Below are 22454 nucleotides of genomic sequence, written 5' to 3' on the forward strand. Positions count from 1 at the left end.
GAGGGGGAACCGAAATGGCAACAAATGATGTCTTTAACGCCCGCGCAAGTTTTGACCTGAATGGTAAGCGCTACAATTACTACCGTCTGGCAGCACTTGAAGAAGCGGGTACGGCGAATGTTTCACGCCTGCCATATTCGATTAAAGTATTGCTAGAATCTGTACTCCGTCAATTCGACGGTTATGTGATCAAAAAAGAACATGTTGAAAATTTGGCGAAATGGGGCGCGGATGCAGATGCGGAAGCAGAAGTTCCATTCAAGCCTTCACGCGTTATTTTGCAGGATTTTACAGGGGTTCCAGTTGTCGTTGACTTAGCTTCTCTTCGTAAAGCGATGGCTGATATCGGCGGCGACCCACAAGTGATCAACCCGGAAATTCCGGTTGACCTTGTTATTGACCACTCCGTACAAGTAGATGCTTACGGTACGCCAGAAGCGCTGGAGCGCAATATGGAGCTTGAATTTGACCGTAATGCAGAACGTTATGAGTTTTTAAGCTGGGCGCAAAAAGCGTTTGACAATTATCGTGCTGTTCCGCCGGCAACAGGTATCGTTCACCAAGTAAACTTAGAATACTTAGCGAACGTTGTTCATGCGGTTGAAACAGAAAACGGCGAATTCGACGCGTATCCGGATACATTAGTCGGAACGGATTCTCATACAACAATGATTAACGGCATCGGCGTACTTGGCTGGGGCGTTGGCGGTATTGAAGCGGAAGCAGGTATGCTTGGACAGCCTTCCTATTTCCCAATCCCGGAAGTTGTCGGTGTAAAATTAACTGGAGAACTGCCTGACGGTGCAACAGCAACAGACTTGGCGCTTAAAGTAACACAAGTTCTTCGTCAAACAGGTGTTGTTGGTAAATTTGTTGAGTTCTTTGGTGCAGGCGTTGCTTCACTTCCACTTGCAGATCGTGCAACAATTGCGAATATGGCACCTGAGTATGGCGCAACTTGCGGATTCTTCCCAGTTGATGCAGAAGCACTTGATTATATGCGCTTAACAGGCCGTGAAGAAGGCCATATTCAAGTTGTGGAACAATACTTGAAAGAAAACGACATGTTCTTCACGCCGGCAAATGAAGATCCTATTTACACAGAAGTCGTTGAACTGGACCTTGCTGAAATTGAGCCAAACTTGTCCGGACCGAAACGTCCACAAGACTTGGTTCCGCTCTCTCAAATGCAAAAGTCATTCCAGGATGCAGTTAGTGCGCCTCAAGGCAATCATGGCTTTGGACTAACAGCAGAGGAGCTTGACAGAACAACAACAGTTACATTTACTGATGGTGAAAAAGTTGAAATGAAAACAGGTGCAATTGGCATTGCGGCGATCACATCTTGCACAAATACATCAAACCCATACGTTCTTCTTGCAGCTGGCCTTGTTGCCAAAAAAGCGGTTGAACTTGGTCTTGAAGTGCCGAAGTACGTGAAAACATCATTGGCACCAGGCTCAAAAGTTGTAACAGGCTACCTTCGTGATTCCGGTCTTCTTCCTTATATGGAAAAAATAGGTTTCAATGTTGTTGGCTATGGCTGTACAACATGTATCGGGAACTCAGGTCCGATGAAAGAAGAAATTGAAAAAGCGATTATTGATTCTGATCTTCTTGTTACATCTGTTCTTTCAGGTAACCGTAACTTTGAAGGCCGTATTCATCCGCTTGTTAAAGGAAACTACCTTGCGTCACCTCCGCTTGTTGTCGCATACGCACTTGCAGGGAACGTAAACGTGGATCTTCAAAACGAGCCAATCGGCAAAGGAAAAGATGGACAGGATGTATTCTTCAAAGATATCTGGCCTGGAACAGAAGAAGTAAAAGAAGCGGTTAAACGAACAGTAACACCTGAATTGTTCCGCAAAGAATATGATCAAGTATTCAACAGCAATGCGAAATGGAATCAAATTCAAACGAGCAATGAGGCTCTTTACAGTTGGAATGAGGATTCAACGTATATTGCGAATCCAACATTCTTCCAGGAACTTTCAACAAATCCAGAGCCGATCCAGGCGCTTACTGGACTTCGCGTAATGGGTAAATTCGGTGATTCTGTCACAACGGATCATATTTCTCCAGCAGGTGCAATCGGCAAAGATACACCGGCAGGGAAATACTTGCGTGAAAAAGGCGTTGAGCCGCGTGACTTTAACTCATATGGTTCCCGCCGTGGCAACCATGAAGTGATGATGCGCGGTACATTCGCCAATATCCGGATACGCAACCAGATTGCACCGGGTACAGAAGGCGGCTTTACAACATTCTGGCCTACCGGCGAAGTAATGCCGATTTATGATGCATGCATGAAGTATCAAGAGCAAGGTACTGGCCTTGTTGTACTTGCAGGTAAAGACTACGGAATGGGTTCTTCACGTGACTGGGCTGCTAAAGGAACAAATCTCCTTGGCGTTAAAACAGTCATTGCAGAGAGCTATGAGCGTATTCACCGTTCAAATCTTGTTATGATGGGCGTGCTCCCACTTCAATTCAAGTTGGGTGATAATGCAACAACACTTGGTTTAACAGGTGAAGAAACATTTGAAGTAGCAATTACTGATAACGTAAAACCACGTGAAGTTGTGAAAGTAACAGCGACAGCTAAAGATGGCAAGAAAACAGAATTTGATGCGCTTGTTCGTTTCGATTCTGAAGTTGACGTTGATTACTACCGTCACGGTGGTATTTTGCAAATGGTCCTTCGCGGCAAACTGCAAAGTGTAAATGCAAATAACTAATAACTTGGATGAAGCCGGTTCCTGATAAATGGAACCGGCTTTTTTTCATGATGCAGTTGCTATTCAAATATGATTATAGTTTAATGATACATATAAATGAATAATTATTTATAAGTGCTCGAAACGAAATTGTGGAGAGATAATAGGGAATCCGGTGTAAATCCGGAGCAGCCCCCGCTACTGTAAAAGCATGTTCTTTAAACTTGCTTAAGCCAGGAAACCTGCTTATAAATAGATACGTCTAAAATTCTTCGGCGGGAAGAAAAGGATTTAAAAAACTTTTTATCGTTTATTGATAAAGAGCTTATTTAAAAAACCTTAACTTCACGAGTTAAGGTTTTTTATATATTTATGTATATGTTAGAAAGGATGTTTTTACATTGACAGGAAATAGTTTGCTGGCTGTACCTATACCGAAAAGGCATGAAAAAACCGGTGAAGAAGTTCAGAAATACATAAATTCACTGACAAAACCTCAAGGCAGTCTTGGCAGGCTGGAAGAACTGGCCGTTGAACTTTCAAAAATGACCGGAGAAGTATTTCCTGTCATTTCACCCCCTGGGGTGATTATATTTGCTGCCGATCATGGAATTGCATCTGAAGGCATTTCTGCTTATCCACAAGAGGTTACTGTTCAAATGGTTCGGAATTTTTTGAATGGCGGAGCTGCGATCAATGTTTTCAGCAGGTCTATTTGTGCAAAGATGTGTGTGGTGGATATTGGAATGACCAGTGATATTGAGCATGAACAACTAAAGGTAAAAAAAGTTCGGTATGGAACCGCTAATTTTTTTAATGAAAACGCAATGAGCCGTGATGAAGCAATGAAAGCACTAGAAGCTGGATATGAGCAGGCAGCAAAAATGATCAGCGGTGGTGTTAAATGTCTCATTCCTGGAGAAATGGGTATTGGCAATACAACAGCAAGCAGTGCAGTAACAGCAGCCATCAGCGGCGTCAGTGTAGAAAAACTCGTTGGTGTGGGAACCGGCATTGAAAAAGAAAAAATCAAGTATAAACAACGGATTATTCAACAGGCTCTCGAAAAAAGAAAACCGAAAGCAGATGATCCTATTGATGTTTTATCGAAAGTGGGCGGTTTGGAGATCGCCGCGATGGCAGGTGCAATGCTTGCATCGGCAGCAAATAGAACACCTATTCTTGTAGATGGCTTTATTGCTGCGACCGCTGCATTAGTAGCCAAACAGATTTCCAATAACGTGACAGATTATATGATTATGGGACACTGCTCAGTTGAGCCTGGCCATAAAATAATAATGGATTTATTAGGGAAAAAACCACTTCTTGATCTCCAAATGAGGCTGGGCGAAGGGTCAGGAGCTGCTGTTGCTTTTCCGATTCTCCAATCTGCTGTTTTAATGCTAAAGGAAATGGCCACGTTTGAATCAGCCCAAATATCTGACAGAGAGTAGTGGAGTTTATATGTTTACGAATGAAGAGAAGCAGGCAATCTATAAAGTTATATTTTCAAGAAGGGATGTACGAACTTTTTTGCCCAATCCAGTGGATGAGTCAGCTGTAAAAAGAATACTGGAAGCAGCCCACCATGCGCCCTCTGTTGGATTCATGCAGCCGTGGAATTTTATTTTGATCAATGAAAATGACCTAAAACAAAAGCTGGCATGGGCAGCAGATAAAGAACGAAGAGCACTGGCGATCCATTATGAAGATGATGAGCGGTCGTCCGCATTTTTAAAATTAAAAATTGAAGGATTAAAAGAAGCGCCATTATCGATTTGCGTTACGTCCGATCCGTCAAGAGGCGGATCACACGTATTAGGAAGAAATTCGATACCGGAAACAGATATGATGTCGACCGCATGCGCCATTCAAAATATGTGGTTGGCTTCCTGTGCAGAAGGATTAGCAATGGGGTGGGTCAGCTTTTATAAAAAAACAGATATAAGGGACATATTAGGAATTCCTCACCATGTTGATCCAGTTGCATTAATTTCAATAGGATACACAGATCTATATCCGAAGGAGCCTATTTTAGAAACGGCAAAATGGAGAAGAAGAAAGGAACTGGATCAGTTAGTTTATTATAATAAGTGGGGAGAATCATAAAAAAAGATTTCCGGCTTTTTACCGGAAATCTTTTTTTATTTATATTTAGTGTCCGTTGCCATAGGAATGCCGGGACGGGAAGAGTCACTGCCGCCAAATAGTTCTCCAGTATCCGGATTGATTAAAACAGCCTGCACATTGCCGATTGAGAGAGCAATGGAGTCAAATTGAAAATTCATTTTCTCAAGCGTCTGTTTAACTGATTCCGGAATGCCCTCTTCCTGCCAAATAAGCGGTCCAGTACCATTATAAATCCGAGGCTCTTCAATCGCATCTTTTACATCCATTCCATAATCTAATATATGAATCATCGTTTGCATAACGGATGTAGGAATTGTCGGCCCGCCAGGTGATCCGAGTGTTAAAACAGGTTTACCGTCTTTAAAAACAATGGTGGGTGTTTTCATGCTCACAGGGTATTTCCCTGGTTCGACTGAATTAATTCCAGCCGGGTCTGGGTCAAAGTCGGTCATATCATTGTTTAATAAAAACCCATAGCCCGGCACCATAATACCAGAGCCGAAAAAGTGTTCTAACGAAGAAGTACAGGCAGCGATGTTGCCTTCTTCATCAACCGCAATAAAGTGGGTGGTATCCGGGCCGGGGTCAGTCGTGCCGGCATTTTTGTGATGAGGCTGCTTGTCATCGTATTCCCACGGGTTGCCTTCTGTGATGTCTTCATTTCTAAATTCAAAATTAATGAGTTTTACTCTGTCGTCTAAATACTGTTCGGTTAAAAGTCCATTTAATGGGATGTCATAAAAGGCGGGATCACCCATAAAAGCAAGTTTATCAGCCGTCATAATCCGCATTACTTCTGCAAAAAGATAATATTTTTCCCATGAATGAATGTCATATTGAGCAATATCTAATTTTTCAAGCAGCTTTAGCATGTAAAGAAGGGAAAAGCCGCCGCCATTTGGAGGAGCGGGGACAGCCACTGTATAATCCTTGTACGTTCCGCTAATTGCTTCTGATACTGTTGCTTCATATGAAAGCAAATCTTCTTTTTTCATGAATCCATCAAATGATTGAACGATTTCGATTATTTTATCGGCAATTTCTCCACGATAAAATACGTCCGCTCCTTTTTCCTGCAAAAGTTTAAGTGTTTTTGTCAGTTCTTTATTAACGACAATTTCTCCTTCTGTAAGAGGAACACCCTCCGGAAAAAAGAATTTTTTTGCTTCTTTGCCCAGACGGTCGCTAAACCGCTCTAAGCCTGTATTCCATGTTAAATTTACACGTACGCCCTTTTCAGAAAGCTGTACAGCCGGTTCCATCACATCGGCCCAAGGCATCGTACCGAATTCTGTTAATGCTTTTTCCATTCCTTTTAAGATACCAGGTACCGCAACAGCTGTGCCTGGGGTTGAGCGCTCTAAAAAAGGAATAACGTCTTGACGTTCATCAACAAATACATTTTTATGTGCTTTTTTAGGTGAAATTGAATGTCCGTTTACAACAAATGTTTTCTTTTTCTTCGCGTCATAGTACATAATAAAACCACTCGCTGCGAGTCCGGTATTAAACGGCTCCGCTACAGCAAGCGCAAATTGCATAGCTACAAGTGCGTCCATCGCATTTCCGCCTTTTGATAAAATATCAGCGCCAATGGCTGATGATTCTTCGGTCGCACTTGCAGTCATACCCTTTTTTCCATGGGCGCGCTGTTCATGTAAATCGCTTTGCTGATTTTTCCAAATATGATCCATTGTCATTTAGTTGTCCTCCGTCTTTTGCTGAGATAGTCTTTCAATTGTTTTGGCGAGTAAAGCAGTCCGTTCAATGAGTGAATCGATAACCGTATATTCGTCTGTTTCGCTGTGTGAAAATTCACCAACCGGTCCCATTCCATCAATGGTTGGAATGCCTTCTTCCGCCGTAAATGAGGCATCAGACGCACCGCCGGTAGATTCTCCATGGATCGTTAACCCTACTTGTTTGCCTATATCTTTTACCTCTTTAAGAAGCCGTTTCGATTTTTTTGTTTCTTCCATTGGTGGGCGGGAAATTCTTCCATATACTTCCGTATCGGTTCCATGAACTGTGTCTTCCTCAGCAATAGAGTATATATCTTTTACCACTTCGTCTGCCTGCTGCTTATTTTTTACACGCACGTCGATAACGGCTTCTGCTTCTGGTGACACCGTATTGGCAGATGTTCCTCCGTCAATTAATCCTACATTAACAGAAAGGCCATTTTTATGATCATTTAATTGCTGTAACTTAATAATTTTATGTGCAATTTCTTCAATGGCGCTTCGTCCAATTTCTGGTTCTACCCCGGCATGGGCACTTTTGCCGGACACGCGCATCGTAAAACGGCCAACCCCTTTGCGGGAGGTGACCACGCCCTCGTTTGGCCGTCCGCATTCAACGACCAGGCTGTATTTTTTTTATCTGCTGCTTCTTTGATTAATGCTTTAGAAGAAGGAGAGCCGATTTCCTCATCGCTGTTAAAAAGAATTTGCACGTTATGAAGAGCGGATGACCCTATTTCCTTGAGCGCTTTCATTGCGTATAGCACTTGAACATGACTTGCTTTTTCATCATTCACGCCGGGACCATACGCTTTGTCCCCAATGATTTCGAATGGACGGTTTTCCGTTTCTCCATCCGGAAAAACAGTATCCATATGGGCGATAATTAAAATACCGGGCTGTTTGGCGTGTGGGGATGTGATGCTTAAATGGTTTCCGTATTCTTTTTCACGGTGAACACCGACGGACATCCCTATCTCTTCAAATTCCTGTTGAAGAGCCTCACCAATCTTGTCAACGCCCTGTTTATCATAGGAGTTGCTGTCTATATTGACCAGCTTCTCCAGAAGTGTAATCATATTTTCTTTTTCCTGCTTTAAATACGTAATCAAAAACTATTCCTCCTTGTGATTCTTTTTTATGTTTACCCGAAAAAACAAAATACATAAACGTACGTACAAATATGGTAAAATAGAAATAGAATTCGTCTTAATTAAAGGAGTTTTTATTTTGTTTATTTCTGAAACACAAATAGAGGTCCGCTATGCAGAAACAGATGCGATGCAAGTTGTGTATCACGGCCAGTATGTTGTCTGGTTTGAAATCGGCAGGACCCGGTTGATTAAAGATTTAGGGTTTCATTACGCGGATATGGAAAAAGCGGGATTTGTTTCGCCGGTAACGGATATTCAGCTGTCTTATAAACGCCCGTTTCGATATGGGGAAATGGCAACCATCCGCACGTGGATTCAATCACACAGCGGCATTCGCACGACTTATGCGTATGAAATTGTTAATGAAACAGGCGACGTATGTGTAATTGGTTCAAGCGTCCACACAGTTGTCAATAAAGAAACATTCCGACCGGTGAAATTTAAAAAAGAATTTCCGGAATGGCACGCTGTATATGAGAAAGAAAAACAGGGTCAATAATGGCGTTTGGATTAAAACGGATGGATGTTGAAAAGTGGAAAAAAGAAATGGCACAGGGTGAGATTTCTTTTTTAACCCATTATTGGCAGGACGACCGCTTTCCGCATTGCCGGACGGTTACAAAAGCGGGATGCCTTGATGTGGAAAAATTAATAAGCTGGGGCAGACAATATGATTTAAAGCCGGAATGGATTGATATGCGCAATCCATCCCGGCCTCATTTTGATTTGCTTGGTGAGAAGCAGCTCCTCATTTTAAAGCATGAAAAGCTTTTTCATCATATTGAACGATTTAATCTTAAGTAGCCCCTGTTTCTTTTATGTAGTTGTAATCAGGTTCTTGCAGCTTATTGTTAAATCCTACCTTGAGGTGGTGGCCGTCAAAATACCAGACATCTTTTTCTTCCACGAAATACGTAATGTCATCATACACGGCGGTGACAGCCGGTTCCACCGGCTCGTCTTTTGCCACACCAAGCGAAAAACCTTCATGAAGCGGACTTGACCCGCCGTACCGTACGTAAAAGCGGACAGAATCACCTTTTTCCGCCTGCATTTCTTCTTTGAACCATTTTTTTGCTTGGTTCGTGACATCGATTTTCACACCGGATCACTCCATTCTTTTTTCATAGTGTAGCATGGAAACGGGCGTACTCAAAATAGTTCATAACAATGTGAGGAAAGAAGGCCTTCTCATGGATCAATCAATTGTTGTAAAAGGAAATCTGCCTAAAGGCGGGGAAGTATACGCTGACGTCATATAAAAGTAAAGTCCTCGAGTTCTGAAAAACAATATTGAAAACGAATGAAACCGTTATCATTGGAGTTGATGAAGCGTTCGGGGAAACGGTTATTATTATTGTGGACAAACGCCGTCATCAATTTATCTGAAAAGAGTACGGTGTCAAAGCAAAATTAACACTGAATGGATGCTTAATTATACGATAAAACGGGGTGGGAAAAGATGGATCATGTAGAAGCCGTTATTCAAAAAGAAATGTGTACCGTGATAATAGCAGCGGATTTCATGGAGGCCAGTCTTCACTATCAGCCGGGGAAGGAAGAAGGAGGTTCGTCCGTAAACGTTATTTCTTCTTCTGACGTACAACAAATGTTAAATGAAGTGGGGGTTGAATATGGGATTGACCTGCATGCGATTGAACAGGCGCTTCTCTCACAGGATGAAATAGTCCAAAAGGTCGCTTCTGGTAAAGCTGCAGTACCGGGAAAAGATGGATCATTAACGTTTTTCACTGATTACTCAGCAGGTTTAATGCCGCCGAAGCTGGACTGGAGCGGTATGGCCGATTTCCGGGAAATACAAGTGATTCCGGAAATAAAAGAAGGAAGCCTCATTGCCAGGAAAAACAGTCCTGTACCAGGCAGAGACGGACGGACGGTAACGGGAAGAGTGATTGCAGCCCCTTTAGTAAAAGAAGTGACCGTGCAATGCGGGACAGGGGTATATGAAAAAGAAAACCAAATTTTCGCTTCCTTTTCCGGCCGGCTTTCTGTTGACAAAAGAGTGAATAAATACATGTTAGACGTATCAAAACAGTTTATTCATCGGGGTTCTGTTGATCTTTCTTCTGGGAACATCCGGTTTCAAGGAGATATTGAAGTGCAGGGAAACGTCGAAAACGCAATGAGAGTTGAAGCGGCAGGAGATATTAGCGTGCAAGGCCAATTATCTGGCGCAGTGATCATTGCGGGAAAATCTGTTTCTGTGCGGCAAAACGTCTTTTCATCAACTATTTCATGTGGAAAAATGGTTGAATCAACTAGTACATTAACGAATACATTATCGGGATGTTTGCCTTCTATTATTGAATTTGCTGAAAAGCTGGACCGTTTTTTAGCCCAATTGAAAAACAGAGGACAGGCAATTGGTACGCACGCAGCGGCTCAGGCGCTAATGGAGAGAAACTTTCCTAAGCTTCCCGCAGCGATTAAACAATTTGCTTATGAAACAGCTCAAACCGGCCAATCAGTAAAAAAAGAATGGTCAGAGCTCGCAAATAAACTGTATCGATTATTTATTATGAAATCTGTAACAGGCATCCAGGTTGAACTTCTGAAAGAAGCAGTAAATCAGGCCCTGTTTCTTCAGTCATTTTATCAGGCGGAAGAAGATGAGCAGGAATTGTTCGTTTCGATCCCCTATGCGGTGAACAGTGACATTGTGTCAAATAAGCATATCTACATTACTGGTCAAGGTATTTTTAATTCAACATTAAAAGCAGGCGGATGCGTGGAAGTGTCGGGCTGTGTAAAAGGCGGGTCTGTTTATGCGGACACGTTTATTAAAATAAAAGAAGCCGGTTCTGAAAGCGGAGTCAAAACAACGCTTAGCGTTCAGGAAACCGGCAGAATTGAACTTTCGAAAGTACATCCTGAAGTAACCGCTCACTTTGGTATGAAGCAGATCACCTTTTATCATACAGAAGGACCGGTTTCTTTATTTATCGGAGAAGACGGCCGTATAAAAAAAACCGGCTTAACACTCAACTGTTAAGCCGGTTTCTTTACTTGCTTTTGCCGGAAGACACCTTTGGTTCGGTCCCATTACGTAGACGGACAATATTAGCCCGATGACGGTAGATAACGAAAAAGGCCAGAGCGACAACGACAGCAAAAAAAGGGTAATCTTTTTCATAAATCGTATGAACGACAGCGTAAATAAACGCTGCAACAGCCGCAGAAACAGACGCTACGGAGACGTACTTTGTGATCAAAAGAATGCTCACAAAAATTGTGGCTAAAAGCAGGAAAAATAAAGGGCTGTATGCAAGTAATACACCTGCAGAAGTTGCTACTGCTTTACCTCCTCTAAATCCGGCAAATAGTGGAAACATATGGCCGATGACCGCAAAAAGACCTGCTAAAAGCGGGTGGATACCCGTAACGACCCCTTGCAAATGAAGTGAAATAGGGATTAAAGTAGCGGCGGTTCCTTTTAAAATATCAGCTGCTGTCACGAAAGCACCTGCTTTTTTGCCGAGTACACGGAACGAATTAGTCGCACCTAAATTACCGCTTCCATGCTCGCGGATATCAATGCCGAAAAACGCTCTCCCTGCAATCAGGCCGGATGGAATTGAACCTAGAAGGTACGCGATGATTAAAATAAGTGCTGGAATCAATTTCTCATTCTCCCTTTTTGTATTGTATAATCATGTCCATGACATTCTTATTCATTTTACCATGGGGATCAGAATGGCGGGAAAATTATTTCGGTTGATTCTCACCGAAAAGTGACGTACGCTTTAAAACGGCATCGATAAACGTATTGGAGAACGCTTGACTTTTATGATATGATAGTTAGGAACATACGTTTTATGTACGGGTGTTGGAAAGAGAGGGGACTTAGTTCATGGCGGATGCAACAAAAAAATCAGTATACAATGATGACTCTATCCAGATTCTCGAAGGGCTTGAAGCTGTTCGAAAACGTCCGGGGATGTATATAGGATCAACAGATGGCCGTGGGCTTCACCATTTAGTGTATGAAATCGTTGACAACTCGGTCGATGAAGCGCTTGGCGGACACGGAACTGAGATCAACGTGATTATTCATGAAGACAATGCAATTAGTGTTCGTGACTACGGACGGGGCATGCCGACTGGAATGCATCGAACAGGCAAACCAACAACAGAAGTAATTTTGACGGTTCTTCACGCCGGCGGAAAGTTTGGCCAGGGCGGCTATAAAACGAGCGGCGGCTTACATGGGGTTGGAGCTTCTGTTGTGAATGCTTTGTCAGAGTCGTTAATTGTCACGATTTGGCGGGAGGGATTTCAGTATGAACAGCGTTTTGAACATGGTGGAAAGGCGGTTACAACGCTTGAGAAAAAAGGAAAAGCGAAATCAACCGGTACACAAATTTACTTTAAGCCGGATGAAACGATTTTCTCGACAACTGTTTTTCAGTTCGACACGTTAAGTGAACGGTTGAGGGAATCAGCTTTTTTATTAAAAGGCTTAAAAATTACACTTGAAGATAAACGAAAAGACCGTGAACAAAAAGAAGAATATTTTTTTGAAAACGGCATAGAAGAATTCGTTAAATATTTAAATGAAGAAAAAGATACGCTTCATCCCGTTGCTTTTTTTGAAGGTACTCAAAACGAAATTGAAGCGGAATTTGCGTTTCAGTTTAACGATGGTTTTTCTGAAAATGTCCTGTCGTTTGTCAATAACGTCCGCACAAAAGACGGCGGTACGCATGAAGCAGGCGCGCGGGCGGCCATGACGCGTACATTCAATGAATATGCTCGTAAAAGCAATTTAATAAAAGAAAAAGATAAAAACTTAGAAGGAACCGATATTCGGGAAGGGCTGACCGCTATTGTTTCTGTTCGGGTGCCAGAACACCTTTTGCAGTTTGAAGGACAGACAAAAGGAAAACTCGGAACAGGAGAAGCCCGATCCGCTGTTGATCAAATCGTATCGGAAAAATTACTTTATTTCCTGGAGGAAAACCCGGATGTAAGTGCCCTGCTCATAAAAAAAGCAGTAAAAGCTGCACAAGCGCGTGAAGCAGCCCGTAAAGCACGTGAAGACGCCCGTAACGGAAAAAAGCGCAAAAAGGGAGAATCCATTTTGTCAGGAAAACTGACACCGGCCCAGTCACGCAACCCGGAACGAAATGAGCTGTATCTGGTCGAAGGTGATTCAGCCGGCGGCTCCGCAAAGCAGGGGCGCGATCGGAAATTCCAGGCGGTATTGCCACTGCGTGGGAAAGTAATCAATACCGAAAAAGCCAAGCTTGCCGATATTTTTAAAAATGAAGAAATTAATACAATTATTCATGCGATCGGTGCGGGTGTAGGTCCGGATTGTGTTGTGGGTGACGCTAATTACGACAAAGTGATTATTATGACCGATGCTGATACAGATGGAGCCCATATTCAAGTTTTGCTTCTTACCTTTTTCTATCGATATATGAAGCCGCTTATTGACAGCGGTAAAATATATATTGCCATGCCGCCGCTTTTTAAAGTGTCAAAGGGAACAGGGAAAAAAGAAGTGGCCGAATATGTTTGGACAGAGCGGGAGCTGGATGTTTTGCTGAAAAAAATGGGCAAAGGCACAACTATTCAGCGCTATAAAGGGCTGGGTGAAATGAACGCGGATCAATTGTGGGAAACAACGATGGACCCTGAAACGAGAACACTGATTCGTGTGACGATTGATGATGCAGCGCGCGCAGAGCGGCGGGTCACTGTTCTAATGGGGGATAAAGTTGAACCACGCAGAAAGTGGATTGAATCAAACGTTGCGTTCGGGTTGGAAGAAGAAGCGGCGCTCTTAGAAAACGAGCAGTTGTCCGGCAGCAGGGAGGAATAAGCAGTGGAAAAGGAACATATTCAAGAATTGCCGCTTGAGGACGTCATTGGCGACCGATTTGGCCGGTATAGTAAATACATTATTCAAGAACGGGCGCTTCCGGATGCACGGGATGGATTAAAGCCGGTGCAGCGCCGGATTTTATTTTCAATGCATACAGAAGGCAATACGCACCAAAAGCCGTTTCGAAAAGCGGCAAAAACCGTTGGGAACGTTATTGGTAATTACCATCCTCACGGTGATTCATCTGTTTATGACGCGATGGTCCGGTTAAGCCAAAGCTGGAAAATGCGGACACCGCTTATTGAAATGCATGGCAATAACGGATCAGTCGATGGCGATCCGCCTGCTGCCATGCGGTATACAGAAACAAGACTGTCCGCCATCGCCGGCGAATTATTAACGGATATTGAAAAAAGAACGGTTGATTTTATTCCGAACTTTGATGAAACGACAAACGAACCTGTTGTTTTGCCAGCGAGGTTTCCGAATTTACTTGTGAATGGGTCAACAGGAATCTCGGCGGGGTATGCGACTGAAATTCCACCGCACCGGCTCGATGAAGTCATTGATGCCGTAATCATGCGAATGGAAAAACCAGAATGTACGGTTGAAGACTTAATGACTGTATTATCTGGACCCGACTTTCCAACGGGCGGCATTATTCAAGGAATTGACGGCATTGAAAAAGCGTATAAGACCGGAAAAGGGAAAATTATCATTCGCGGCAAGGCAGAGATTGAAGAAGTGCGTGGCGGACGCCAGCGTATCGTCATTACGGAAATACCGTATGAAATTAATAAAGCATCACTTGTAAAGAAAATGGATGATTTACGTGTCGACCGAAAACTGGACAGCATTGCTGAGGTTCGTGATGAAACAGATCGGACCGGTCTTCGTGTGGTCATTGATTTGAAAAAAGAAGCAGATGCTGAACTTATTTTGAATTATTTATATAAAGCGACAGATTTGCAGGTAGCTTATAATTTTAATATGGTCGCCATTTACAACAAGCGGCCGGTTTTAATGGGGCTTCACCGTTTGCTTGACGCATACATCGAACATCGGAAAGAGGTCGTGACAAACCGGTCCGCTTATGATCTTGAAAAAGCAAAAGCCCGGCACCATATTGTGGCAGGGCTTATGAAAGCTTTATCGATTTTAGATGAGGTTATTGCCTGCATTCGCTCATCAAAAGATAAACAGGACGCAAAAAATCGGCTGGTAGAGCAGTTTGAATTTACGGAAGAACAGGCAGAAGCGATCGTTACCCTCCAGCTTTACCGTTTGACGAATACGGACATAACAGCGCTTAAAAAAGAATCTGCTGAGCTTGAAAAAACGATTGGGCAGCTGCAGGCGATTTTAGAAAGTGCCAAAAAGCTTGAATCTGTCATCAAACGCGAGTTGAAAGACATGAAAAAAATGTATGCGACAGAGCGCCGAACAGTCATCGAAGCAGAAATTCAGGAAATTAAAATTGACCAAAAAGCGATGATCCCAAGTGAAGATGTTCTCGTTTCCGTCACACGTGAAGGATACATTAAACGGACCGGCCTGCGTTCATATTCGGCATCTGGCGGCCTGCCCGCTATGAAAGAGTCTGACGGTCTTTTATTTAAGCAGGAAATGAACACGACCGATGTCCTGCTCGTGTTTACGAATAAAGGCAGCTATTTACATTTGCCTGTGCATGAATTGCCGGACATTCGCTGGAAAGAAGCCGGACAGCACGCATCAGGCATTGTCAGTGGATTTAAAGATGAATCAATCATCGCAGCATTTTCAGTCCGCGATTTTTCAACACGGCAATTTATTTTGCTTGCGACAAAAAGCGGCATGATCAAACGAACCGAGCTTGCACAGTTTAACGTGCAGCGCTACTCACGTCCGTTAACTGCAATGAACGTCAAAGGCGATGATGAGGTGTGTGCGGCAGCCTTAACAGACGGCGGCAGCGACGTTCTGATGATCACCCATTATGGTTATGGGCTGCGGTTTGCAGAAGAAGAAGTACCGGTTGTCGGCCCACGTGCCGCCGGGGTAAAAGGCAATAGTTTAAAAGAAAATGATTATACAGTCGCTGTGATCACATCAAGCACAGAAGGCGCTCATTTCATTGCGGTAACGAATCGCGGATCCGCGAAGCGCGGCGGATTTGATCAATTTGAACGAACGTCACGTGCTAAGCGGGGCGTCGTACTAGTAAGGGAATTGAAAACAAACCCACATCGCATCATTGGTGCAGCACGCCTGGATGAGAGCCGTGATTATTACGTGCGCATGAAAAAAGGCGCTGATGTAAAAATAAATGTGAATGCTTTAAAGAAAGTAGACCGCTACTCGAACGGTTCTTTCGTTGTCGATGAAAAAGAACAAGGAGCGGTTCAAATGCTTCTTCTCACTGAAAAAGAATCAGAATAAAAAAAAGCTTCACGGTCGAAATGACGTGAAGCTTTTTCCATTTAGACCCTATCGAAAATATTGGTGAAGTGAGATACTCAGGTCTTAGCCGAAAAGAATAAAGATAAAAGAAGCAGGCAATAACAATATTTTTAATGCATTATGTGAAAAATTCAAAATAGTACAAAAAAAGAAAACAACCTAATATAATAAGAAGATGAAGGTTATATTTTGAAGAGGAGGAAAGAGTATGCAATGGATAGCCGGATTGCTGTATATATTCGTTTACACGGTTCCTGTTTTTTTCATCACGTTGTTTATAAAACTCTTTAAATCCGAACAAAAGTCGAATCGTCGCACGAAGGAAGAGAAGGACTCCTTTCATGAAAAGTAGCTTGTTGTTATCGCTGGAATGTTTTTCAGGTAAGCTTTAGTGATATAGTAAAAAGAAAAAGGAAGGTAAAAAGATGCTGAAAGAGTTTAAGGAGTTTGCTATGCGCGGCAACGTTATTGACCTGGCTGTCGGGGTCATTCTTGGTGCAGCATTTGGCAAGATTGTTTCATCACTTGTGGGAGATATTATTATGCCGTTGATTGGTCTATTAGTCGGCGGGGTTGATTTTTCAGGTTTGTCCTTTACATTTGGTAACGCAGTTGTAAAATACGGAGTGTTTATTCAGACCGTTATTGATTTTGTTATTATTGCGTTTTCTATCTTTTTATTTATTAGATTATTTAACAAAATGTATACGCGCGAGAAAAAAGAAGAAGCTCCTCCTTCTTTGACAAAAGAAGAAGAATTATTGACGGAAATTCGTGACCTGTTAAAATCCCAAAAGCTATAAATGTTTGCCCGGACAAATGTCCGGGTGCTTTTTTTGTTTTTATTTCGATAGACGAAACAATTTTCGTGTATTCTATCTATGTGTATGCTATGATTGACTTAGTGGTCAAATAAAAAACTGTTCGGTTGGTGTTGAAGAATGAATGAGACAAAGAAAAAAATTTTACTGGCAGCTATGAAGTTGTTTTCAAAAACGAGCTTTCATCAAACATCGATGCAGCAAATTGCCGATGTGTGCAGTTTATCAAAAGGCAGCTTATATACACATTTTAAGTCAAAGGAAGCATTGCTTTCCGATATATTTACGTATTATTACCAAATGCTTCACGATCAAATCGCTGCGGCAAAAGAAGAAGCGGATAGCCTTCAAGAAGATTTCATCCGTGAAATCGCGATCCGCACGCGGCATTATTGTGCATTTCAAGAATTTTTTATGATGCAGCTGAAAGAAATTCGCGGTCTTGAGAATTCGTCTTTAAATGAGTTCGTCCGCCGCGAAAATCTTTATTTAATGAAAAGGACGGAGCAGCGGATTATTGACATATATGGAGATGAAATTCGTCCTTTTGCAGCTGACTTAACGGCTTCCCTAAAAGGGCTTATGATTTCATATTTAAGGGAAATTGTTGAAAAAGAGTCACGGTATGATTTTGACCTGCTGGCTTTTTATTTGTTTCAGCAGATCGATACTTCCGCCAAATGGATGATTGATCAAAATCCGGAACCTTTTTTTAGTTCGTATTTGGACAAACTAGAGGGGCCGAATCGAACCGCAGCCCACCATCCGCTTCATTTTATTAAAAAGTTAAAAGAACTCACTGCACGAGAAGAGGTCCCCGCTATTGCCATTGATTCAATTGCTATTTTGGAAAAAGAATTGCTGGAATTAAAACCACGTGAAGCGATTTTAAATGGAATGCTGTTTAATTTAAAAGGCATTCCATCAATGAAATTAGCTGCGGAAGAATTAGAACAGGCTGTACAAAAAATGCCTGAGACGATTCATCTATAAAAGAAAGAAGGATTTACATGTCAAGACAGCAAATACAGCAATTTCCGCTATTAATTTTAATGATGAACATGTTTATCGTCATGACTGGAATTGGGCTTGTTATCCCAATTATGCCGACGATCATTCATGAGTTTGGGGCAGGCGGGAAAACATTCGGCTTTCTTATTGCGACATTTGCGTTTGCCCAGTTTTTATTTTCACCGCTTGCTGGGGATTTATCAGACCGGTACGGACGGAAAAAATCGATCATTTTCGGTCTTATTTTGTTTTCACTTGCTCAATTTTTGTTCGCATTTTCTAATCATTTAGCGCTATTATATGTATCGCGTATGATCGGTGGTATTGGTGGGGCATTTATGATTCCATCAATGATGGCATTTGTGGCGGATATTACGACAGTGGAAACGCGCGCAAAAGGAATGGGCCGCCTTGGGGCAGCAATGTCTTTCGGCTTCGTTGTTGGACCAGGCGTCGGCGGATTTTTAGCTGCATTCGGCTTGCGTGCTCCTTTTATCATTGCTGGAACAGTTGCGTTAATCGCAGCGGTCATGTCCGTATTCTTTTTGAAAGAACCGGTAAAAGAAGAAGCAAAAACACGGTCAAAACAAAGAGACTCGCTTGTAAAGCAGCTGGCTCTTTCCATGAAAAAGCCTTATTTTATTCTGCTCGTTATGATGTTCACATTGTCATTCGGGCTTGCGAACTACCAAGCAACAATTAGTTTGTTTACAGATCAAAAATTCGGCTTCAGCCCATCGGATATTTCTATTTTGATGGTTGTGGGCGGTTTGGTTGGCGTTATCGTACAGGCCTTTGTGCTCGATCGAGTGTTAGAGCGTTTTGGGGAAGTAGGGGTTATGAATACAATGCTTGTTGTTGCGGCTCTATCGATGATCAGCATTTTGTTTGCGACTGGTTTTATATCGGTATTGCTTATTTCGGCAGTGTTCTTTACTGCAGCGTCCTTATTACGTCCAGCCATCAACACAATTATTTCGAAAATGGCCGGTAATGAGCAGGGGTTTGCTGCCGGCATGAATAACGCCTACATGAGTATTGGAAATATGATCGGTCCTGCACTTGCTGGCATGTTATTTGATGTCAACATGGGGCTTCCGTATATTTTTGGTGCGATCATTATTGTCGTTACGCTGATGATTTGTATTCGCTGGGCAAGAGGGAGAAAGCGTCAGAACGTCCCTAGTTCGGTGCACTAAAAACCCGGACGCGAACCCACACTGTATTTATGTCTTTTAAATGGAAAAACCCCCGCGTAATCAAAAGCGGGGGCTTTTCATTATGCTCTTAAGGCAAAATCAACGACGTCATCCGGTACAGCTGCTTTTGAGGTTTCGCCGGAGATAAGAGACTCATGATCATATCCCCACGAAGCCCAAACGGCACGAAGCCCTGTTTTTGCACAAGCATCAATGTCGCGCTGCTCATCACCGACATAAAAAACCTCTTCCTGTGAATAATCGTATTGTTTTAATAACTTTTTGATCATTTTATCTTTGCTGAAAATGTATTTGGACGATAAAATGTCATGGACATAATCAACCCCATTCGACTTTAAACAATGATCAATGATATCTGTTGCATTAGATGAAATAATGGCAATATGAATACCACGGCTGCTTAGTTCATCAAGCATTTGTTTAATGCCGGGGAACAGCGGAAGAGAGGCTTTTGATTCGCGTATAAAACGGTACAGTTTCGGAGCGGCAAATGGGATGCTGCGCATCGGGAAATTTAAATGGCGGCAGCGTTCAGGAATACTCATTTTCTTTAAATCATCGAGTTCTTCAACGGCAACTTGATTGTAGCCTTCTTTTTCAGCAAAATCGTTGTATGCTTTTACAAACACTTGAATAGAATCAGAAATGGTGCCATCAAAATCAAATATGACACATTTTATCATCAAAATCACTCCTTCGGTTGGGAAAGCGTTGGCTCATGTATAATACTATTTTATCACCAGAAAGCTGTGTCAAACATGGAAAACACAAAATTTCAACACAATCTTAACATTCTGCTATAATGAGTAATGGAAAATTAAAAGTGAAGGAATGGACATAATGATTGTAAAAACTGATGAAGAACTTCAGGCATTAAAAAAAATCGGCAAAATTGTCGCTGTTATTCGGGATGAAATGCGCAGTTTTACGAAGCCCGGCATTACAACAAAAGAAATCGATGAACTTGGCGGCCGCTTGTTTGCAGAGCATGGGGCGGTATCAGGGCCAAAAGGCGAATATGACTTCCCAGGTTTTACATGTATTAGTGTCAACGACGAGGTCGCTCATGGCATTCCCGGCGGCCGTGTCATTCAAGAAGGAGATCTTGTCAATATCGACGTTTCTGGCTCATTGGATGGCTACTTTGCAGATACCGGTATTTCGTTTGTTATAGGCGAAGGAGAACCTGTTTTAACAAAGCTGTGTGAAGCGGCTGAACAAGCTTTTGAACGGGGTTTGCTGAAAATTAAAGCAGGCACTAAGCAAAATCAAATCGGGAAAGCGGTAGCAAACGAAGCGCGGCGCAATGGTTTTTCTGTCATTAAAAATTTAACAGGGCACGGTATAGGTAAATCACTTCATGAAGCGCCGGACCATATTTTGAATTATTTTGATCCGTGGGATAATGCTCTTTTAAAGGAAGGAATGGTCATTGCTTTTGAACCCTTCATTTCTGAAAAAGCAGATATGATCAAAGAATCAGGTGATGGCTGGACGTTTAAAACACCGGATGGCAGCCGTGTAGCACAAATTGAGCATACTGTTGTGGTTACGAGAGATGAGCCAATTATTTTAACAAAATAATCAACAAGCATTCACCATTTTGGTGGATGCTTGTTTAAATCGTAACAATTACTGTTTACAAATCGTAATGATTACTATATTATAAGAAGTACAATCAATTTTGGAGGACATAAACGTGAAAAAATGGACATTAGCAGCTGCAAGCCTGTCATTGGCACTTGCAGCGTGCAATAACAATGAAAAGGAAGCATCGAATGAAGCAGAATCATCAGGCGATAATGCAGTAACAGTGTACACGACCATTTATCCGCTTGAATATTTTACAGAACGAATTGGCGGTGACACAGTAGAAGTGGAAAGCATGGTACCGGCAGGGGCGGATGAACATACATACGAGCCTACGTCGAAAACGATGCTGGATCTTGCAGAAGCCGATTTGTTTTTGTCTAACGGTCTTGGACTTGAGCCGTTTGTAGAGAAAGTGGAAGAAACCCTTTCAGCAGAAGATGTTAAAATGGTCAGTGTTGGAGAAAAAGTAGATATCGAAGCAGCCCATGAACACGAGCATGGAACAGAAGAAACGGGTGAGGAAACACACACTGAAGAAGAGCATACTGAGGAAGAGCATGATCATGAAGCGGAAGAAGATAACCACGATCACGGTGGCGTTGATCCCCATATTTGGATTGACCCATTGTTAGCAGGGCAAATGGCCGAAGTGGTCAAAAATGAGCTTGTGGCACTAAATCCTGATGAAGAAGCGTTATACACTGAAAATTACGAAACGCTCAGCAAAGAACTTGAGCAGCTTGATAAAGATTTTCACGCAATGGCGGATGCAGCAGCGCATAAAGAGATTCTTGTCTCTCATGCAGCTTATGGTTATTGGGAAAAGTCATACGGCATTGAACAGCTTAGTGTAGCCGGACTATCACCGACGGATGAACCGTCCCAGAAAGAATTGAAAGAATTGGCTGATACAGCGGTGGAACATGGCATCCGCTACGTGATTTTTGAGCAAAATATTACACCGAAAATTGCGGAAGTGATCCAAAAGGAAATTGGAGCTGAGTCTCTACGCCTTCATAACTTAGCTACATTAACAGAAGAGGATCTAGCGGCCGGGGAAGATTATATGTCAATTATGAAACAAAATATCGAGACTCTTAAGACTGCGATGAACGAATAAGAAAAGCCGCTTTCCTGAAGCTATTGCTTCGGAAGCGGCTTTTTGCGCATGCTATTGACAGGAAAGGACTGAATAAAATCAATAACGCGTGATGCAATCCATTGACAAACAATCGCATAAAGAATCGTTTTTATATCGACAACAAGTCCGGTCGCAATTAAGATCGTTGTATTCATATAAAAAAGAGACCGGCCGGGCGGCCAATTGCGCCATTTTGACAGAATTAAGGCAGCGATATCCATTCCGCCGGAGGAAGCACCTGATTTAAACAAAATGCCAAGCCCGATGCCGAAAAAAAGCGCGCCGGCTGGAAGGTCTGTCCAAATTCTTCCTAAGGGAAACAGGAAAAAAGGCATTAAAAAGTCAATAACCATCGCTGCAATGGTCACGCAATACATGGTACCGGCGGCTGTTTTCAAGCCGAGACATTTAAACGCCAGCACAATCATCACAGCATTAACACCCCAGATCGATGCTGCATAGGGGGTATGGAATAGATGATTCATCATAATACTGATGCCGGCTGCCCCGCCGGATGAAATGGCATGTGGAAATAAAAAAATCGACATCGCGGCTGCCTGAAGACAAGCACCGGCTGTCCAAAACCATACTTTCACGAACGTCACCTCTATTTGTCATCATAACGTATT

The 22454-nt window shown here is 42.5% G+C and carries 20 protein-coding genes and 1 riboswitch; of the genes, 13 read left to right on the forward strand and 7 right to left on the reverse strand.

All coding sequences use genetic code 11. The features are described from left to right. Window positions 1–14 precede the first annotated feature (14 nt). From acnA to bluB, 3 genes are all read left to right on the forward strand, one after another. On the forward strand, window positions 15–2741 hold the full coding sequence (gene acnA / locus BA724_RS05090) for an aconitate hydratase AcnA (RefSeq protein ID WP_069937585.1): 2727 nt from the start codon (window positions 15–17) through the stop codon (window positions 2739–2741). Window positions 2742–2836: 95 nt separating this feature from the next. Beyond that, window positions 2837–2984: riboswitch (cobalamin riboswitch) on the forward strand. A 155-nt stretch (window positions 2985–3139) separates the two neighbouring features. Further along, a complete protein-coding gene (gene cobT / locus BA724_RS05095; protein WP_069937858.1) occupies window positions 3140–4174 on the forward strand; it encodes a nicotinate-nucleotide--dimethylbenzimidazole phosphoribosyltransferase in 1035 nt (344 codons plus the stop codon). A gap of 10 nt (window positions 4175–4184) precedes the next feature. Continuing rightward, on the forward strand, window positions 4185–4829 hold the full coding sequence (gene bluB, locus BA724_RS05100) for a 5,6-dimethylbenzimidazole synthase (RefSeq protein ID WP_069937586.1): 645 nt from the start codon (window positions 4185–4187) through the stop codon (window positions 4827–4829). A gap of 35 nt (window positions 4830–4864) precedes the next feature. Here the strand turns inward: bluB and ggt are convergent, their stop codons facing one another. Genes ggt through BA724_RS19120 form a run of 3 tightly spaced genes read right to left on the reverse strand, consistent with a single transcriptional unit; the run spans window position 4865 to window position 7704 of the window. Beyond that, the gene (gene ggt, locus BA724_RS05105; RefSeq protein WP_069937587.1) at window positions 4865–6550 is read right to left on the reverse strand and encodes a gamma-glutamyltransferase; all 1686 of its coding nucleotides are present in this window, start codon (window positions 6548–6550) and stop codon (window positions 4865–4867) included. Then, on the reverse strand, window positions 6551–7147 hold the full coding sequence (locus tag BA724_RS19115; RefSeq protein ID WP_342669986.1) for a M20/M25/M40 family metallo-hydrolase: 597 nt from the start codon (window positions 7145–7147) through the stop codon (window positions 6551–6553). Beyond that, the gene (locus tag BA724_RS19120; protein ID WP_342669987.1) at window positions 7111–7704 is read right to left on the reverse strand and encodes a M20/M25/M40 family metallo-hydrolase; all 594 of its coding nucleotides are present in this window, start codon (window positions 7702–7704) and stop codon (window positions 7111–7113) included. The genes BA724_RS19115 and BA724_RS19120 overlap by 37 nt, the downstream gene beginning before the upstream one ends. Before the next feature lie 118 nt (window positions 7705–7822). Between BA724_RS19120 and BA724_RS05115 the strand changes: the two genes are divergently transcribed. Both BA724_RS05115 and BA724_RS05120 read left to right on the forward strand, forming a co-directional pair. Further along, complete coding sequence (locus BA724_RS05115; protein WP_069937588.1) at window positions 7823–8245, forward strand: acyl-CoA thioesterase; 423 nt, start codon at window positions 7823–7825, stop codon at window positions 8243–8245. Continuing rightward, window positions 8245–8550 (forward strand): hypothetical protein, encoded by a 306-nt coding sequence (locus tag BA724_RS05120; protein WP_069937589.1) that lies wholly within the window; start codon window positions 8245–8247, stop codon window positions 8548–8550. The genes BA724_RS05115 and BA724_RS05120 overlap by 1 nt, the downstream gene beginning before the upstream one ends. Here the strand turns inward: BA724_RS05120 and BA724_RS05125 are convergent. Continuing rightward, window positions 8543–8848: a HesB/YadR/YfhF family protein gene (locus BA724_RS05125; RefSeq protein ID WP_069937590.1), complete on the reverse strand. Its 306-nt coding sequence runs from the start codon at window positions 8846–8848 to the stop codon at window positions 8543–8545. The genes BA724_RS05120 and BA724_RS05125 overlap by 8 nt on opposite strands. Window positions 8849–9208: 360 nt before the next feature. Between BA724_RS05125 and BA724_RS05130 the strand changes: the two genes are divergently transcribed. After that, window positions 9209–10759, forward strand: a complete 1551-nt coding sequence (locus tag BA724_RS05130; RefSeq protein WP_069937591.1) for a flagellar assembly protein A — start codon at window positions 9209–9211, stop codon at window positions 10757–10759. A 10-nt stretch (window positions 10760–10769) separates the two neighbouring features. On the opposite strand, the gene plsY is transcribed toward BA724_RS05130, so the two are convergent. Further along, entirely contained in the window at window positions 10770–11387 is a 618-nt protein-coding gene (plsY, locus tag BA724_RS05135; protein ID WP_069937592.1) for a glycerol-3-phosphate 1-O-acyltransferase PlsY, read from the reverse strand. Between the two features lie 230 nt (window positions 11388–11617). Between plsY and parE the strand changes: the two genes are divergently transcribed. The 5 genes from parE to BA724_RS05160 all read left to right on the forward strand — a co-directional run bounded on the left by parE (window position 11618) and on the right by BA724_RS05160 (window position 19070). Beyond that, the gene (gene parE, locus BA724_RS05140) at window positions 11618–13594 is read left to right on the forward strand and encodes a DNA topoisomerase IV subunit B (RefSeq protein WP_069937593.1); all 1977 of its coding nucleotides are present in this window, start codon (window positions 11618–11620) and stop codon (window positions 13592–13594) included. A gap of 3 nt (window positions 13595–13597) precedes the next feature. Continuing rightward, window positions 13598–16018 carry a DNA topoisomerase IV subunit A gene (parC, locus tag BA724_RS05145; RefSeq protein ID WP_069937594.1) on the forward strand — a complete coding sequence of 807 codons (2421 nt, stop codon included), beginning with the start codon at window positions 13598–13600 and terminating at the stop codon, window positions 16016–16018. Between the two features lie 446 nt (window positions 16019–16464). Beyond that, window positions 16465–16842, forward strand: coding sequence for a large conductance mechanosensitive channel protein MscL (gene mscL / locus BA724_RS05150; RefSeq protein ID WP_069937595.1), 378 nt, complete (start codon window positions 16465–16467; stop codon window positions 16840–16842). A gap of 138 nt (window positions 16843–16980) precedes the next feature. After that, window positions 16981–17853 (forward strand): TetR/AcrR family transcriptional regulator, encoded by an 873-nt coding sequence (locus BA724_RS05155; protein ID WP_069937596.1) that lies wholly within the window; start codon window positions 16981–16983, stop codon window positions 17851–17853. Window positions 17854–17870: 17 nt separating this feature from the next. Beyond that, the gene (locus BA724_RS05160; RefSeq protein ID WP_069937597.1) at window positions 17871–19070 is read left to right on the forward strand and encodes an MFS transporter; all 1200 of its coding nucleotides are present in this window, start codon (window positions 17871–17873) and stop codon (window positions 19068–19070) included. An 80-nt stretch (window positions 19071–19150) separates the two neighbouring features. Here BA724_RS05160 and BA724_RS05165 read toward each other — a convergent pair whose 3' ends face one another. Then, entirely contained in the window at window positions 19151–19774 is a 624-nt protein-coding gene (locus BA724_RS05165) for an HAD hydrolase-like protein (protein ID WP_069937598.1), read from the reverse strand. A gap of 157 nt (window positions 19775–19931) precedes the next feature. Between BA724_RS05165 and map the strand changes: the two genes are divergently transcribed. Continuing rightward, window positions 19932–20675 carry a type I methionyl aminopeptidase gene (gene map / locus BA724_RS05170; protein WP_069937599.1) on the forward strand — a complete coding sequence of 248 codons (744 nt, stop codon included), beginning with the start codon at window positions 19932–19934 and terminating at the stop codon, window positions 20673–20675. A 115-nt stretch (window positions 20676–20790) separates the two neighbouring features. Further along, the gene (locus BA724_RS05175; protein ID WP_069937600.1) at window positions 20791–21804 is read left to right on the forward strand and encodes a metal ABC transporter solute-binding protein, Zn/Mn family; all 1014 of its coding nucleotides are present in this window, start codon (window positions 20791–20793) and stop codon (window positions 21802–21804) included. A gap of 20 nt (window positions 21805–21824) precedes the next feature. Here BA724_RS05175 and BA724_RS05180 read toward each other — a convergent pair whose 3' ends face one another. Continuing rightward, the gene (locus tag BA724_RS05180) at window positions 21825–22421 is read right to left on the reverse strand and encodes a YitT family protein (RefSeq protein WP_245676153.1); all 597 of its coding nucleotides are present in this window, start codon (window positions 22419–22421) and stop codon (window positions 21825–21827) included. Window positions 22422–22454 lie beyond the last annotated feature (33 nt).

It is taken from the genome of Domibacillus iocasae, assembly GCF_001750285.1.
Lineage (GTDB): Bacteria > Bacillota > Bacilli > Bacillales > Domibacillaceae > Domibacillus > Domibacillus iocasae.